This is a genomic window from Rubricoccus marinus (assembly GCF_002257665.1).
GTDB classification, from domain to species: domain Bacteria; phylum Bacteroidota; class Rhodothermia; order Rhodothermales; family Rubricoccaceae; genus Rubricoccus; species Rubricoccus marinus.
This window is the reverse complement of the sequence record NZ_MQWB01000001.1, coordinates 1,074,741-1,089,259: the sequence shown is the minus strand read 5'-3', so window position 1 is coordinate 1,089,259 and position 14,519 is coordinate 1,074,741. Positions and strand designations below refer to the sequence as shown.

13 protein-coding genes and 1 tRNA gene are annotated in these 14,519 nt (G+C 64.5%); 4 read left to right on the top strand and 10 right to left on the bottom strand.

Annotated elements, in window-relative coordinates; translation table 11 throughout:
• The first annotated feature begins 50 nt into the window (after positions 1 to 50).
• From pepT to BSZ36_RS19980, 3 genes are all read left to right on the top strand, one after another.
• Positions 51 to 1,448, top strand: coding sequence for a peptidase T (pepT, locus tag BSZ36_RS04395; protein WP_094546386.1), 1,398 nt, complete (start codon positions 51 to 53; stop codon positions 1,446 to 1,448).
• A 47-nt stretch (positions 1,449 to 1,495) separates the two neighbouring features.
• A complete protein-coding gene (locus tag BSZ36_RS04390) occupies positions 1,496 to 1,738 on the top strand; it encodes a hypothetical protein (protein ID WP_094546384.1) in 243 nt (80 codons plus the stop codon).
• A gap of 96 nt (positions 1,739 to 1,834) precedes the next feature.
• Complete coding sequence (locus tag BSZ36_RS19980) at positions 1,835 to 1,957, top strand: hypothetical protein (RefSeq protein ID WP_281253132.1); 123 nt, start codon at positions 1,835 to 1,837, stop codon at positions 1,955 to 1,957.
• Here the strand turns inward: BSZ36_RS19980 and rpoC are convergent.
• Positions 1,954 to 6,333: a DNA-directed RNA polymerase subunit beta' gene (gene rpoC / locus BSZ36_RS04385; RefSeq protein WP_094546382.1), complete on the bottom strand. Its 4,380-nt coding sequence runs from the start codon at positions 6,331 to 6,333 to the stop codon at positions 1,954 to 1,956. The two genes, BSZ36_RS19980 and rpoC, sit on opposite strands and share 4 nt — an antisense overlap.
• Positions 6,334 to 6,442: 109 nt before the next feature.
• Entirely contained in the window at positions 6,443 to 10,432 is a 3,990-nt protein-coding gene (gene rpoB / locus BSZ36_RS04380; protein ID WP_218827551.1) for a DNA-directed RNA polymerase subunit beta, read from the bottom strand.
• 83 nt (positions 10,433 to 10,515) lie between these two features.
• On the opposite strand from rpoB, the gene BSZ36_RS19235 reads away from it, so the two are divergent.
• Positions 10,516 to 10,671: a hypothetical protein gene (locus BSZ36_RS19235; protein WP_179271017.1), complete on the top strand. Its 156-nt coding sequence runs from the start codon at positions 10,516 to 10,518 to the stop codon at positions 10,669 to 10,671.
• 34 nt (positions 10,672 to 10,705) lie between these two features.
• On the opposite strand, the gene rplL is transcribed toward BSZ36_RS19235, so the two are convergent.
• From rplL to BSZ36_RS04340, 8 genes are all read right to left on the bottom strand, one after another.
• Positions 10,706 to 11,083 carry a 50S ribosomal protein L7/L12 gene (rplL, locus tag BSZ36_RS04375; protein ID WP_094546378.1) on the bottom strand — a complete coding sequence of 126 codons (378 nt, stop codon included), beginning with the start codon at positions 11,081 to 11,083 and terminating at the stop codon, positions 10,706 to 10,708.
• Between the two features lie 161 nt (positions 11,084 to 11,244).
• Entirely contained in the window at positions 11,245 to 11,775 is a 531-nt protein-coding gene (gene rplJ / locus BSZ36_RS04370) for a 50S ribosomal protein L10 (protein WP_094546376.1), read from the bottom strand.
• 17 nt (positions 11,776 to 11,792) lie between these two features.
• Positions 11,793 to 12,515 carry a 50S ribosomal protein L1 gene (gene rplA, locus BSZ36_RS04365; RefSeq protein ID WP_094546374.1) on the bottom strand — a complete coding sequence of 241 codons (723 nt, stop codon included), beginning with the start codon at positions 12,513 to 12,515 and terminating at the stop codon, positions 11,793 to 11,795.
• Positions 12,516 to 12,660: 145 nt separating this feature from the next.
• Positions 12,661 to 13,098: a 50S ribosomal protein L11 gene (rplK, locus tag BSZ36_RS04360; protein ID WP_094546372.1), complete on the bottom strand. Its 438-nt coding sequence runs from the start codon at positions 13,096 to 13,098 to the stop codon at positions 12,661 to 12,663.
• A gap of 185 nt (positions 13,099 to 13,283) precedes the next feature.
• Positions 13,284 to 13,826, bottom strand: a complete 543-nt coding sequence (gene nusG, locus BSZ36_RS04355) for a transcription termination/antitermination protein NusG (protein WP_094546370.1) — start codon at positions 13,824 to 13,826, stop codon at positions 13,284 to 13,286.
• A gap of 36 nt (positions 13,827 to 13,862) precedes the next feature.
• Positions 13,863 to 14,063 carry a preprotein translocase subunit SecE gene (gene secE, locus BSZ36_RS04350; RefSeq protein WP_094546368.1) on the bottom strand — a complete coding sequence of 67 codons (201 nt, stop codon included), beginning with the start codon at positions 14,061 to 14,063 and terminating at the stop codon, positions 13,863 to 13,865.
• Positions 14,064 to 14,125: 62 nt separating this feature from the next.
• Positions 14,126 to 14,198 (bottom strand) — tRNA-Trp (locus BSZ36_RS04345).
• A 90-nt stretch (positions 14,199 to 14,288) separates the two neighbouring features.
• The coding region (locus tag BSZ36_RS04340) for an EF-Tu C-terminal domain-related protein (protein WP_483880254.1) at positions 14,289 to 14,519 on the bottom strand (231 nt) is incomplete at its 5' end.

The following is a 14,519-nucleotide window of genomic DNA, read 5'->3' as shown; positions in this document are numbered from 1 at the left end:
CTCTGGCGCGCTTCCCCTCCGTCCGCGACGAGCAGACTCCCTAGCGGACCGTGACACCGCTGACGTCGGAAATCGCCTCTGGCGCCAGAGGCGCCGCGGAACTTCTGCGCGCGCGTCGGTCCAATCCCGTTCTCCTCTCCCCTTCTCGTACCGTGCCGGTCCCTGCCTCCGAGTTCGCCCTTCCGCCCGTTGCCGAGCGCTTCTGCCGCTACGCCCGCGTGTACACTACGTCCGACTTCGACTCGGCCGCGGTACCCACGACAGAGCGCCAGAAAGACCTCGGGCTTCTCCTCGTCAACGAACTCCGAGCCATCGGTGCCACATCCGTCGAGATGGACGACGAGGGCTACGTCTACGCGACGCTGCCGTCGCCTCTGGCGCCAGAGGCCGCGGCGCGGCTCCCCGCTCTCGGGCTGTGCGCGCACATGGACACGTCCCCAGACGCTCCGGGCGAGAATGTGACGCCACTTATCCACCCGGACTACAACGGCGGCCGCATAGAGCTGCCGGGCGCGCCAGAGGTCGACCTGAGCCCCGCGACGAGCCCGCCTCTGGCGGATGCCATCGGACACGATCTCATCACGAGCGACGGCACCACGCTGCTGGGCAGCGACGACAAGGCGGGCGTGGCGGTTCTCGTCCAGCTTGCCGCAGACCTCGTCGCGAGCGAGGCCGACGCCGTCGCCAGAGGCGAAGGACCTGCCCCGCGCCCGACGATCCAGCTTCTTTTCACGCCCGACGAGGAGGTGGGCCGAGGCACGGACCACCTCGACTTGGAGCGCTGGGGCGCCGAGGTCGCGTACACGCTGGACGGCAGCGGCGTGGACTCCCTCAACGTGGAGACTTTCAACGCCGCCGAGGCCATCGTGACGTTCCACGGCGTAGGCGTCCACCCCGGATACGCCAGAGGCATCCTCGTCAACGCGCTGCGCGTCGCCGCGGACTTTATCGCCTCCTGCCCCGCTCACGAAGCGCCCGAGACGACCGACGGCCGGGGAGGCTACCTCCACCCCCACACGGCCTCTGGCGACGTGGTCCGCGCCGAAGTCCGCGTGCTCCTGCGCGATTTCGACGGGAGTGGCATGGACGCAAAGCGCTCTCTTGTGCGAGAGCTGGCCTCTGGCGCGGCGCAACGCCATCCGGGATCTCGCGCGGAGGTCGACATCCGCGAGAGCTACCGCAACATGCTCGCGTACATCGAGGACGTGGACCCGCGCGCCGTCTCGGTCGCGCAAGAGGCCGCGCGCGAGATGGGCATGGACCTCGCGTTGGAGCCCGTCCGCGGTGGGACTGATGGGGCCCGGCTGAGCGAGAAGGGCGTCCCCACGCCCAACGTGTTCACGGGCGGCCACGAGTTCCACAGCGTGCGCGAGTGGAACACCGTGCAGAATCTGGAGCGTTCCCTGGCGTACACGCACGCGCTCGTTCGCGCCTGGGGCCGCCAGTAGCCTCTTGCGCGCCGTCCCTCCTGGCGCCATCGGCGCCTTCTCGATCTATGCCGACCCCTCTCTCTCGCCGTAACACCAAGCTTTTCGTCGCGGGGTTCATCCTGCTCACGGTTACGCTGATCGCGACGGCCACGTACTTCATCCAGCGCGGTATGAGCAGCGAGGAGTGGCAGGCGCGTATTCAGACCAGCCGCGAGGCGCGGGAAGCGCGCGAGGCAGGGGTGGACAGCACGGGCCTGGACGATCCGGGCGAGGGCGGCAAGGCCGTACGCCTCTCAACCGAGGAGTAAGCCTCTTGCAGGTAGGTCTCGGCCTCTGGCGCCAGAAGCGAGCACACTCAGCCTCTCCCCTTGGGGAGGCGCTTGCAGGGTAGAGGGGTTTGGGCCATGCCCCGCCTCCGAGCCCCGCCAGAGGCCTCTGGCGCGAACGCAAAGCGCCCCGGCCTCTTGCGAGACCGGGGCGCGGATCTTCTTCAGCGCCAGAGGCGCATCCATTCGCCAGAGGCTTAGCCCAGGCGGCGGTTGATCTCGGCCAGCGCTGCGTCGTCCGTGCTGTCCGGCCCGACGTTGGGTAGCGAGAAGCCACTGCCGTCGCCAGCCTCGCTCATGCCGCGGTCCAGCGCCTCGTTGGCGGCGTGGAGCGCTTCGAGCTCGGCCTTGGAACCGACCACGATATCCTTGTAGTCGCGGAGACCGGTACCGGCAGGCACAAGGTGCCCGACGATCACGTTCTCCTTGAGTCCAAGCAGCGGGTCCGTCTTGCCCGCGATGGCGGCCTCGGTGAGCACCTTGGTCGTCTCTTGGAAAGAGGCGGCCGAGATGAACGAGTCCGTCGCGAGGGCGGCCTGCGTGATGCCCAAGAGCACCGGTTCGGCCACGGCCAGCTCGGCATCGCGGACTTCGACGCCACGCTTGTCCTGGCGCTTCATGTCCGAGTTCGCTTCGCGCATACGGCGGCGGTTGATGTTGCTGCCGATGCGGATCTCGGTGTCACCCGGGTCCACCACCACGAACGTGTCGTAGAGACCGTTGTTGGTGTTCTCCAGCACGAAGCGGTCGACGAGTTCGCCTTCGAGGAAGGTGGTGTCACCGGGGTCGGTGATCCGGACCTTCTGCATCATCTGGCGGACGATGGTCTCGATGTGCTTGTCGTTGATCGTCACGCCCTGCAGGCGGTACACCTCCTGCACCTCGTTGACGAGGTACTCCTGCACGGCCGTTGGCCCGAGGATGGAGAGGATGTCCTGCGGAGAGATCTGACCGTCGGAGAGCGCTTCGCCCGCGCGGACGAAGTCGTTCTCGTGCACGAGGAGGTGCTTGGAGAGGGAGACCATGTAGGTCTTCTCCAGCTCACCGTCACGGCTGGTCACGATCACCTCCTGGCTACCGCGCTTACGGCCACCCATCGATACCACACCGTCGATCTCAGAGACCACGGCAGGATCGCTCGGCTGACGCGCCTCGAAGAGCTCGATCACGCGCGGAAGACCGCCCGTAATGTCTCGCGTCTTCGAGCTCTGACGGGGAAGCTTCGCCAAGACAGCTCCGGGCTCGATCTCCTCGCCTGCGTCCACCTGGAGGCGGGCACGGACGGGCATCATGTACTCGCGGCGGCCGCCCTCTCCCTCGATTACGAGGGACGGCGTCAGGTTCCGCTCGCGCGTTTCCGTGATCACCTTCTCGCGGAAGCCGGTCTGCTCGTCGCTCTCTTCGCGGAACGTCGTGCCCTCAATCACATCCTGGAAGCGGAGAACACCTCCCACCTCACTGACGATGACCGAGTTGTACGGGTCCCACGTCGCGATCACGTCGCCCTTCTCCACCACGTCCCCTTCCTGGACCGTGACATCGGCGCCGTAGGGGATGGTGTACGCGATCATCTGGCGCCCTTCAGGGCCCATGACCTTGACCTCGCCGGAGCGGCCGAGCGCGATCATCTTCGCAGACGCGCCCGTTCCGTTCTGGACCGTTCTCAGGTTCTCGAACACGATGGTGCCTCCGAACTTGGTCTCGATCGTGGACTCCGCCGAGATGCGCGACGCCGTACCACCGATGTGGAAGGTGCGGAGCGTTAGCTGCGTGCCGGGCTCGCCGATGGACTGAGCGGCGATCACGCCGACAGCCTCACCGGGCTCCACCATGCGGCCTGTGGCCAGGTTGCGACCGTAGCAGAGCGCGCACGCCCCGCGGTCAGCCTCACACGCCAGGACCGAACGGATCTCAACGGTTTCGATGCTGGTCTGCGCGATGGCAGCCGCGATCTCTTCCGTGATGAGGCCGTTGCGCTCGACGAGGATCTCGTCGCTCAGCGGATCGCGCACGTCGTGGACCGACACGCGGCCCAGGATGCGGTCCGCCAGAGGCTCCACGATGTCCTCGTTGTCCTTCAGCGCCGATGTGCGGATGCCGCGAAGCGTCCCACAGTCGTTGATCATGACGGTCATGTCCTGGGACACGTCCACCAATCGACGGGTGAGGTACCCGGCGTCGGCCGTCTTCAGTGCCGTATCGGCCAGACCCTTACGAGCACCGTGCGTCGAGATGAAGTACTCGACGACGCTCAGGCCCTCCTTGAAGTTGGACTTGATCGGGTTCTCGATGATCTCGCCAGCGGCGCCGGCCACACTCTTACGAGGCTTGGCCATGAGGCCACGCATGCCACCCAGCTGACGGATCTGCTCGCGCGAACCACGCGCGCCAGAGTCCGCCATCATGTAGATGGCGTTGAAGCCCTCGTCGTCGTTCTGGAGCGCGTCGTAGAGAACGTTGGAGATCTCGTTGTTCGTCGTCGTCCAGACGTCGATGACCTGGTTGTAGCGCTCGTTCTCCGAGATGAGGCCCATCTCGAAGTTGGCCCTGATGTCGTCGACTTTCTCCTCAGCGTCGGTGATGAGCTTGAACTTGGCGTCTGGGACCACGATGTCCGAGAGCGAGAAGCTCAGCCCGCCACGCATGGCCTGACCGAATCCGAGGTTCTTGACGTCGTCCAAGAAGGCGGCCGTCTTCGGGAAGTTGGTCCGCTTGAAGATGCCGCCGATGATGATGCGGAGGTTCTTCTTCGTCAGGACGTCGTTGATGTAGCCAACGCCCTCCGGCACGATCTCGTTGAAGAGCGCGCGGCCGACCGAGGTCTCGATCATCTCGCCAGCGGCCTGCTTGCCGTCGAACGTCGCCGTCTCCAGCTTGACCGAGATCATAGCGTGGAGGTCCAGGAGCCCCTGGTCGTACGCCTGACGGACCTGCTCGATCGAGCCAAAGCGCATGCCGTGACCCTTGAGCCCCTTGCGGCTCTTGGTCAGGTAGTACATGCCCAGGACCATGTCCTGCGACGGCACGGCCACAGGCCCACCGTGAGCGGGGCTCATGATGTTGTGCGCCGAGAGCATCAGGATGCGCGCCTCCAGGATCGCGTCCTGAGAGAGCGGCACGTGGACGGCCATCTGGTCGCCGTCGAAGTCGGCGTTGAACGCCGTCGTCGCCAGAGGGTGCAGGCGGATCGCCTTGCCCTCGATGAGGACCGGCTGGAACGCCTGGATACCCAGTCGGTGGAGCGTCGGCGCTCGGTTGAGCATGACGGGGTGCCCGTCGATGACGCGCTCCAGGATGTCGAACACGTCCGCCGTGCGGCGGTCGACCACCTTCTTGGCGCTCTTGACCGTCTTTACGATGCCGCGCTCAATGAGCTTGCGGATGATGAACGGCTTGAACAACTCCACGGCCATCTGCTTGGGCAGACCGCATTCGTGGAGCCCAAGCTCCGGGCCGACCACGATGACCGAACGACCGGAGTAGTCGACGCGCTTGCCGAGGAGGTTCTGACGGAAGCGGCCCTGCTTGCCCTTGAGCATGTCGCTCAGGGACTTCAGCGCGCGGTTCGAGTCGCTGCGGACCGAGTTGGAGCGGCGGCTGTTGTCAAAGAGGCTATCAACCGCCTCCTGCAGCATGCGCTTCTCGTTGCGCAAGATGACCTCTGGCGCCTTGATGTCGATCAGGCGCTTCAACCGGTTGTTCCGGATGATGACCCGGCGGTAGAGGTCGTTGAGGTCGGACGTCGCGAAGCGGCCGCCTTCGAGCGGCACGAGCGGACGGAGCTCGGGCGGAATGACGGGGATGACCTTCATCACCATCCACTCCGGGTTGTTCTCCATCTTCGCGTTCGCGGTCCGGAAGGACTCCACGATGCCAAGACGCTTGAGAGCCTCGGCCTTACGGGCCTGGCTCGTCTCCGTCTTGGCCTGGAAGCGGAGTTCGACCGCGAGCGACTCCAGGTCGAGCGCCTTCAACAGCGTCTCGACGGCTTCGCCACCGATCATGGCGACGAACTTCTCCGGGTCGTCGTCGGCGAGGCGGTTGTTGTCCTCGCGGATGCGGTAGAGCACGTCGTAGTACTCCGTCTCCGTCAGCAGCGTGCCGCGCTCAATGCCGAGCGACGCCGCGCCGCCCGGGTTGATGCAGACGTACTGCTCGTAGTAGATGACCTTGTCGAGGTCCTTGGACTTCATGCCCAAGAGCGCGCCGATCTTGTTCGGCAGGCTCTTGAAGTACCAGATGTGGACGACGGGGACGCTAAGCGTGATGTGCCCAGCGCGCTCGCGTCGGACCGCCTTCTGGGTCACCTCCACGCCACAACGGTCGCAGATGATGCCCTTGTAGCGGATCCGCTTGTACTTGCCACAGTGGCACTCCCAGTCCTTGACGGGACCGAAGATCTTCTCGCAGAAGAGGCCGTCCTTCTCCGGCTTGAACGACCGGTAGTTGATCGTCTCCGGCTTGAGCACCTCGCCGAACGAGCGCTCCAGAATCGACTCTGGCGAGGCGAGACTGATAGTAATCGAATTAAACTGCTTCTTAGGGGCGGGCGCCTGAGGCTTGATGCCGAATGCCATAATTGAGGACTAGGTGTTGGGGACTGCAGAACGGGGGTGGGGATCGAGAGGCCCGGCCTCTGGCGCCAGAGGCACCGGCGCCAGAGGCGGGCTCTCAGTCCTCAGTCCCCTAGTCAACTTTCACTTCGAGGCCGAGACCTTGCATCTCGCGAACGAGGACGTTGAAGCTCTCCGGGACGTTCGGCTCGGGGACGTTGTCACCCTTGACGATGGCCTCGTAGGTCTTCGAGCGGCCCTGCACGTCGTCGGACTTGACGGTGAGCATCTCGCGGAGCACGTTGGCCGCGCCGTACGCGTAGAGCGCCCAGACTTCCATCTCGCCGAAGCGCTGTCCACCGAACTGTGCTTTACCACCGAGCGGCTGCTGCGTGATAAGGCTGTACGGCCCAATCGAGCGAGCGTGGATCTTGTCCTCGACAAGGTGCGAGAGTTTGAGCATGTAGATCTGACCGACCGTGGTCGTCTGATCAAAGGGCTCGCCGGTCGCGCCGTCGTAGAGCTGGATGCGGCCGTCTTCGGGCAGACCCGCCTCACGGAGCTTCGCCTGGATCTGGTCCATGCTCGCGCCATCGAAGGCAGGCGTCGCGTAGGTCTCGCCCAGCTTGTCGCCGGCCCAGCCCAGCATGATCTCGAAGATCTGTCCGAGGTTCATGCGGCTCGGCACGCCGAGCGGGTTGAGGCAGATGTCGACGGGCGTGCCGTCCTCAAGGAACGGCATATCCTCCATCGGGACGACCTTCGCGACGACACCCTTGTTGCCGTAGCGACCAGCCATCTTGTCGCCGACCTGAAGCTTGCGCTTCTTCGCGACGTAGACCTTCGCCAGCTGCACGATGCCCGGGGGCAGCTCGTCACCCATCTGGATGCGGTACTGCTCCTGCTTGGCAGCACCCTCGACGGCCTGGTGGCGCCGCTGGTAGTTCGCCAGAAGCTTCCAAACCTGCTTGTTGAGATCGTCATCGAGCGTAAACGCCTGACGGATCTTGAGGTCTGCGGGCTCGATGTCGGAGAAAGCCTTCTTGGCAATCTTTGCGCCGTCAGAGACGACAATCGTGCCGTCACGGAGTTCGACCGCACCGCCGACCTTCCGGCCGTTGATGAGCGAGAAGAACCGCTCGTAGAACGAGCTCTGGAGCGCGTCGATCTCGCGCGTAAGCGCCTTCTCGATCTCCTCCAGTCGCTTCTCCTCCGCCTTTTTGGTAACGGGGTCCGTCTTGCGACGGCTGAACAGCATCGTGTCGATCACGACGCCCTTCATACCTGGCTTCGCCTTGAGAGACGCATCTTTCACGTCGCCGGCCTTGTCGCCGAAGATCGCGCGGAGCAGCTTCTCCTCTGGCGTTGGGTCGGTCTCGCCCTTTGGCGTGATCTTGCCGACGATGATGTCACCGGGCGTGACTTCGGCGCCGACGCGGACGATGCCGCGCTCGTCGAGGTCCTTGGTCGCCTCCTCAGAGACGTTCGGAATCTCGCGTGTCAGCTCCTCCTCGCCACGCTTCGTATCGCGGACCTGGTGGTCGAACTCCTCGATGTGGACCGAGGTGAACACATCGTCACGGACGAGGCGCTCCGAGAGCACGATGGCGTCCTCGAAGTTGTAGCCCTTCCACGGCATGAACGCCACAAGGACGTTTTTGCCGAGCGCGAGTTCGCCGTTCTCCGTTGACGCGCCGTCGGCCAAGACATCGCCCTTAGACACACGCTGGTTCGCCTTCACGAGAGGCTTCTGCGTAATGGACGTGTCCTGGTTGGTGCGACGGAATTTGACCAGCGGGTAATCGCGGACGGGCTCCTCGAATGCCGCGTCGGCATCCTCTGGCGTCTCGTCGTAGCGGACCGTGATCTTGCGCGCGTCCACGTACTCCACCGTTCCGTCACCCTCGGCGACGATGATGGCGCGAGAATCGCGAGCGACGCGGCCTTCCAGACCGGTGCCCACAAACGGCGCAGACGGCCGGAGGAGCGGCACAGCCTGACGCTGCATGTTCGAGCCCATGAGCGCACGGTTGGCGTCATCGTGCTCGAGGAACGGGATCAGGCTCGCCGCTGGCGAGATGATCTGGTTCGGCGCCACGTCCATGTAATCAACCTCGTCGGGCCGCACGAGCGGCACGTCGCCGCCGATACGGGCGCGGACGAGATCGTTGGTGAACGTGCCGTCGTCGTTGAGCGGCGCGTTGGCCTGCGCGACGACGAAGCGGTCTTCGCTTTCTGCACCGAGGTACTCGATCTCCTCCGTCACCACGCCGTCCTTGACGATGCGGTACGGGGTCTCGATGAACCCGAACTCGTTCACGACGCCGTGCACGCACAGCGACGAAATGAGGCCGATGTTCGGCCCCTCTGGCGTCTCGATCGGGCAGAGACGACCGTAGTGGGTGTAGTGAACGTCTCGAACCTCGAAGCCCGCGCGCTCGCGGGTTAGACCACCAGGTCCCAGGGCGGACATGCGACGCTTGTGCGTCAGCTCCGCCAGAGGGTTGGTCTGGTCCATGAACTGCGAGAGCTGGTTCGTCCCGAAGAAGGTGTTGATCACCGACGAGACGGTCCGCGCGTTCACGAGGTCCTGAGGCGTGAACCGGTCCGCGTCGCGGAGGTTCATGCGCTCCTTGATGGTCCGCGCCATGCGCGCGAGGCCGAGCGAGAACTGGCTCTCCAGCTGCTCCCCCACGGTCCGCACGCGACGGTTACCGAGGTGGTCGATGTCGTCCACCTGGCTCCGGCCGTTCTGGAGCAGGATGATCTCGTTGACGATGGCGACGATGTCCTCCTTGGACAGCGTGACGCTGCGGTTCGTCTTGTCCAGCCCGAGACGGCTGTTCATGCGGTAGCGGCCCACCGACCCGAGGTCGTAGCGCTTGTCCGAGAAGAACAGGCGGTCGAGCAGAGCGCGCGCGGTGTCAACGTCTGGCGCCTCAGCGCCGCGCAGAAGCTGGTAGAGGTACTCGAGGGCCTCCTCAGAGGAGTGCGTCGGGTCCTTCTTCAGCGTGTTGAGAAGCGTACCGCGGTCGATCTGGTTGTCGTCGTCGTCCTCGTTCTGCTCCTTGCGGAGGATGACGCTCTCGACGCCCGCGTCCTTCAGCGTGCCGTAGTCGTCCTCGGTCAGCTCGTGCTCGGCGGGGAAGATCACCTCACGCTCGTCCCGCTCCTCGATCACTTCGCCCGTGTCCTCATCGATCACTTCGTGATGGATGTTGACCGTAACGGTCGAGGCGAGCGTGCGGCCGACGAGCTTCTTGAATGCGCGCTTGTTCGAGACCTCGACCTCATCGGCCAGGTCGAACAGCGTCACGATCTCAGCGTCGGAGGAGTAGCCCAGCGCACGCAAGAGGCCCGTGACGGGCATCTTCTTCTTGCGGTCGATGTATGCCCACATCACGTTCGCCACGTCCGTCGAGAACTCGATCCACGAGCCGCGGAAAGGGATCACGCGAGCGGAGTAGAGATCCGTCCCGTTCGGGTGCACCGACTGAGAGAAGAAGACGCCGGGAGAGCGGTGCAGCTGGCTGACGATGACGCGCTCGGCGCCATTGACAACGAACGTGCCCTTCTCCGTCATGACGGGAAGGTTGCCGAGGTAGACGTCCTGCTGGACGGCCTCCTCGGGCTCGTCCTCGTCCTCGTCCTCCTTAGCGGAGAGACGGAGCTTCGCCTTCAGGGGAAGCGCGTACGTCAAGCCCTGCGCGAGGCACTCCTCGATGGAATGCTTCGGGGCGTCGAGCGCGAAATGGAGGTACTCTAGCGTGTACCGCTCGCGAGTGTCCGTGATGGGAAAGTGCTCCTGGAACACCTTCTCCAACCCCTGCGCGGGGTTACGTTCCTCTGGCGCGAGCTCAGCCTGGAGAAAATCGTGGTACGACCGGAGCTGGACGCTCAGGAAGTCCGGGTAATCGATGACCGGCTGGATATCACCAAACGACTGTCGTGTGGCTTCTCCTCCGGTGCGGGTGGTGGCGCGCGTCCGCGCCTTGCCGTTCGTGCTGCTCAAGGGGACCCTTGGGTTGTGACCGCTGATGCAGGAATCCGCGCCGTGCGTCTGCACGGGCGGGCGCAGCGGGATCGCCATCGGCCGGGGCCTCTGGCGCGCCATGCGCGGCATCCCTCTCCGCCGGTGCGGAGTCGACGGGCAGATACAGATGCTTGCGTGCGGAGTTCCTGCAAGCACCGTCCCTGTCGTGGGGGATGATGGACTCAACGGGGCAAACCCGCCGAGTGGTGCGGCCTCTGGCGGGATGCATCCCGGAAGAAGCCGCGAACGCCCGCCCCACGTCAAGCGCCAGAGGCGCCGTCCGCGAGGCGGGCGAATCGAGCCGGACAGCCGCCAGAGACCGCGCGTGAACGCACCATCTGACGACGTGTTCGACCCGTCGGATTACTTGAGCTCGACGGTCGCGCCGGCGCCCTCGAGCTTGCCCTTGATCTCGTCGGCCTCCTCCTTGGTGGCGCCTTCCTTGATCGGGGACGGTGCGCCGTCGACCAGCTCCTTGGCCTCCTTGAGACCGAGGCCGGTGATGGTGCGGACCTCCTTGATGACGTTGATCTTCTTGTCGCCAACGGCGGTGAGGATCACGTCGAACTCGCTCTGCTCCTCGGCTGCAGCGGCGTCGCCACCGGCTGCGGGGCCAGCCATGACGGCAGCGGCAGCGGCGGGCTCGATACCGTACTCGTCCTTGAGGACGGTCAGCAGGTCGTTGGCCTCCTTGATGGTGAGGTTGACGAGGGACTCGGCGATCTGGTTGATGTCAGCCATTTCTTGGGGGGGTTCCAGCGGCGGTCTCAGCCAGAGTGGCTACGCCGCGTATTAAGGTGGAAGTGAAGTCGGAGCCGGAGCTCCTGGATCGGGGCGGAGCCCCGTCGTACGGTGTCGCGCTAGAGGCGAGCCAGTGTAGGCCGACCTCTGGCGCCAGAGGCCTAGGCCTCTTCTTTCTCGGAGATCTGCTGGATGACGCTCGCGAGGCCGGAGCCCTGCGCACCGAGTGCGCTGGCAACGTTCGTGATCGGCGCCATGAGCAGGCCCAGGATGTCGGCGAGGAGCTCGTCCTTGCTCTTCAGAGCCGCGAGGGCATCGAGCTGCCCCTCGGGGTAGATCGCGCCGTCGATGTAAGCGCCCTTGAAGTGCGGGATCTCGACGTCGTTGTCCTTCAGGAACTTCTTCAGCACCTTCGCGGGCGCTGCAGGGTCGTTCGTGAAGGCGACGGCCGTAGGTCCGTTGAGCTGCTCGAGCAGGTCGTCGAATCCGCCGCGGCTCTCCATCGCACGCCGAAGGAGCGTGTTCTTGAGAACGCGGAACTGGATGTCAGCCTCGCGGAAGGACCGGCGAAGCGAGTTCGCCTGGTCGACCGTCAGGCCTTTGTAGTCGGTGAGGTAAACGGTGTTGGCTTCGCTGAGCGTCGCCTCGATCTCTTCGATCGCCTCCGCCTTTTGGTCTCGTGTGAGCGGCATGGTTGGGTAGGCTTGGGTTAGCGGGCAGCGGAAGCGCCGACGGAACGGTCGACCGGAACGGCCGGGCCCATCGTCGTAGAGAGCGTGACGCTCTTCACGTAGGCGCCCTTAGCGGCGGCCGGGCGAAGGCGGACGATCTCCTTGATGAAGGCGAGTGCGTTCTCGTGGATCTGCTCCGTCGAGAAGGACGACTTGCCGATCGAGGTGTGCACGATGCCGGTCTTGTCGACGCGGAAGTCGATCTGACCAGACTTGACCGCCTTGACTGCAGCGGCAACGTCCGTCGTGACCGTGCCGGACTTAGGGTTCGGCATCAGGCCGCGAGGACCGAGAACGCGACCGAGGCGGCCGATCTTTGGCATCACGTCGGGCGTGGCGATCATCACGTCGAAGTCTGTGAACCCGTCGTTCTGGATCTTGTCCACGAAGTCATCGAGGCCGACGAGGTCGGCGCCGGCGTCGCGGGCGTCGCCCTGCTGACCTTCGTTGGTCAGGACGAGAACGCGGACGTCCTTGCCCGTCCCGTGAGGGAGCGCGACCGAGCCGCGGACCATCTGGTCAGCGTGGCGGGGGTCAACGCCGAGGCGGATATCGATATCGACGGACTCGTCGAACTTGGCGCGGGCGGTCTTCTTGATGAGATCCGCTGCGGTGTCCAAGGGGAGCCCACCTTCAGCGTCCTCCACCGCGCTCGCGATGAGTTCAGCCGCTTGGGTGTAGCGCTTGCCTTTCTTGGCCATGTGCGTGTGTGTTGTGCGGTGCGTGCGTCCGGCCTCTGGCGTGTGCCGTCGGCGTCAGACTCCCGCGAGTGGTGGCGCGGACGTGCGCCAGAAGCTCTCCGCCAGAGGGTGCCCGATTGGCTCTCCCCTGGCGCAAGAGGCAGACTTAGGCGATCGGAGCGCCGGTTACCGTGAGGCCCATCGAGCGTGCCGTGCCCGCAATCATGCGAGCGGCGTTGTCGAGATCGGTGGCGTTGAGGTCCTCCATCTTCTGCTGAGCGATATCGCGGCACTGGTCCCACGTGACCTTGCCGATCTTCTCGCGGAGCGGGTCGCCTGCGCCCTTCTGGACCTTGGCGGCCATCTTCAGGAGGACTGCAGCTGGCGGGCTCTTCGTAATGAACGAGAAGCTCTTATCGCCGAAGACAGTGATCACGACTGGGATCACGAGACCCATCTTGTCCTGCGTCTTGGCGTTGAACGCCTTGCAGAACTCCATGATGTTGACGCCCTTCTGGCCGAGCGCTGGGCCGATCGGTGGGGCTGGCGATGCCTGCCCTGCCTTGATCTGCAGCTTGATGTAGCCGTCGATCTTCTTTGCCATCGATTGTATGCGGTGCAAACGCCCGGTCTAAGGGCTCCCGCGCTAGTGGGTTCTACGCCGGAGCGCAGAACGGGGAATCTACCGAGACGCCAGAGGCGAGATGAGCCTCTCGCGACGTTTCGCGCCGTGTTCACCCCCTCGCCTCTGGCGAGCGGGAACGGCTGAGATGAGCAGAGCGAGGACTCCTAGCCCTCGTGCTCGACCTGGAGGTAGTCCAACTCCAGCGGCGTCTTGCGGCCGAAGATAGATACCATGACGCGGACCTTCATCTTGTCCGGGTACACCTCCTCGACGAAGCCCGTAAACGTGTTGAACGGACCGTCCACCACCTTGACGGCGTCGCCCTCCTTGAATGGGATCTCCGGCTGCTCAGACTTGTCCTCGTCCATCATGCCGAGGATCCGGTTTACCTCGTGCGGAGGTAGCGGCGTAGCCTCACCGTCGACGCCCAGGAATCCGATCGTGCTCGGCGCGCCCGAGATGATCTCCTTGATGTAGGGATCGATCAGTGCCTGGATCAGGATGTAGCCAGGGAACGACGTCTTTTCGCGCGTGCGCTTTTTGCCGCCCCGCATCTCGAAGACCGTATCCGTCGGGATCACGATGTCGCCGAGCTTCTCCTGCTGGCCAAGGCGCTCGACCTCACTCTCGAGGTGCTCCTTGACCTTCTTCTCGTGACCGGAGAAGGTGCGGAGCACGTACCACTTGCGGACTTGAAGGAGAGCCATAGGTGAATCCTCTGGCGCCAGAGGCGCAGGTCGGATTTAGTAGATGTACGAGAGAAGCGTGCTGATGACTTGGTCCGCTCCGAAAATGAAGAGCGAGACCGCCAGCGCCGACACGAGCGTGAGCACCGTGTTGTTGATCAACTCGCGGCGCTTCGGCCAGTTCACCTTTTTGGACTCCTTAAGGACCTCCTGGATGTAGGACGTCGACTTGGCGGGGGTCTGGGTTTGCGTAGCCATTCTCTCAGGGTCCCGAACGCGGGAGTTGGGGTCGGACAAAGCGCTGACCGAGGTCAGCGAGGCACCAGCGGCAGGACTCGAACCTGCAACCCTCGGTTTTGGAGACCGATGCTCTGCCAATTGAGCTACGCTGGTAGATAGCACCGCCAGTGCCCGGAGTCGGACACTGGCGGGCCATAAGATACGCGCCTCTGGCGATTGGCTTTCGCCAGAGGCGTTCGGCTATCAGTCGAGGATCTTGGAGACGACGCCGGCGCCGACCGTCCGCCCCCCCTCGCGGATGGCGAACCGGAGCCCCTGCTCCATCGCCACCGGCTGGATCAGCTTCACCTTGAACTGCGTGTTGTCGCCGGGCATCACCATCTCGACGCCCTCGTTGAGCTCGATGTCGCCGGTCACGTCCGTCGTGCGGAAGTAGAACTGCGGGCGGTACCCCTTGAAGAACGGCGTGTGCCG

Bases quoted from the DNA above. Each gene is read 5' to 3' on its own strand.
- BSZ36_RS19980 (WP_281253132.1), top strand. From the start codon at position 1,835: ATGCCCCGCCTCCGAGCCCCGCCAGAGGCCTCTGGCGCGAACGCAAAG.
- rplK (WP_094546372.1), bottom strand. From the start codon at position 13,098: ATGGCAAAGAAGATCGACGGCTACATCAAGCTGCAGATCAAGGCAGGG.
- rplL (WP_094546378.1), bottom strand. From the start codon at position 11,083: ATGGCTGACATCAACCAGATCGCCGAGTCCCTCGTCAACCTCACCATC.
- rplJ (WP_094546376.1), bottom strand. From the start codon at position 11,775: ATGCCGCTCACACGAGACCAAAAGGCGGAGGCGATCGAAGAGATCGAG.
- nusG (WP_094546370.1), bottom strand. From the start codon at position 13,826: ATGGCTCTCCTTCAAGTCCGCAAGTGGTACGTGCTCCGCACCTTCTCC.
- rpoB (WP_218827551.1), bottom strand. From the start codon at position 10,432: ATGCCGCGCATGGCGCGCCAGAGGCCCCGGCCGATGGCGATCCCGCTG.
- BSZ36_RS19235 (WP_179271017.1), top strand. From the start codon at position 10,516: ATGATGGACTCAACGGGGCAAACCCGCCGAGTGGTGCGGCCTCTGGCG.
- BSZ36_RS04390 (WP_094546384.1), top strand. From the start codon at position 1,496: ATGCCGACCCCTCTCTCTCGCCGTAACACCAAGCTTTTCGTCGCGGGG.
- rplA (WP_094546374.1), bottom strand. From the start codon at position 12,515: ATGGCCAAGAAAGGCAAGCGCTACACCCAAGCGGCTGAACTCATCGCG.
- rpoC (WP_094546382.1), bottom strand. From the start codon at position 6,333: ATGGCATTCGGCATCAAGCCTCAGGCGCCCGCCCCTAAGAAGCAGTTT.
- secE (WP_094546368.1), bottom strand. From the start codon at position 14,063: ATGGCTACGCAAACCCAGACCCCCGCCAAGTCGACGTCCTACATCCAG.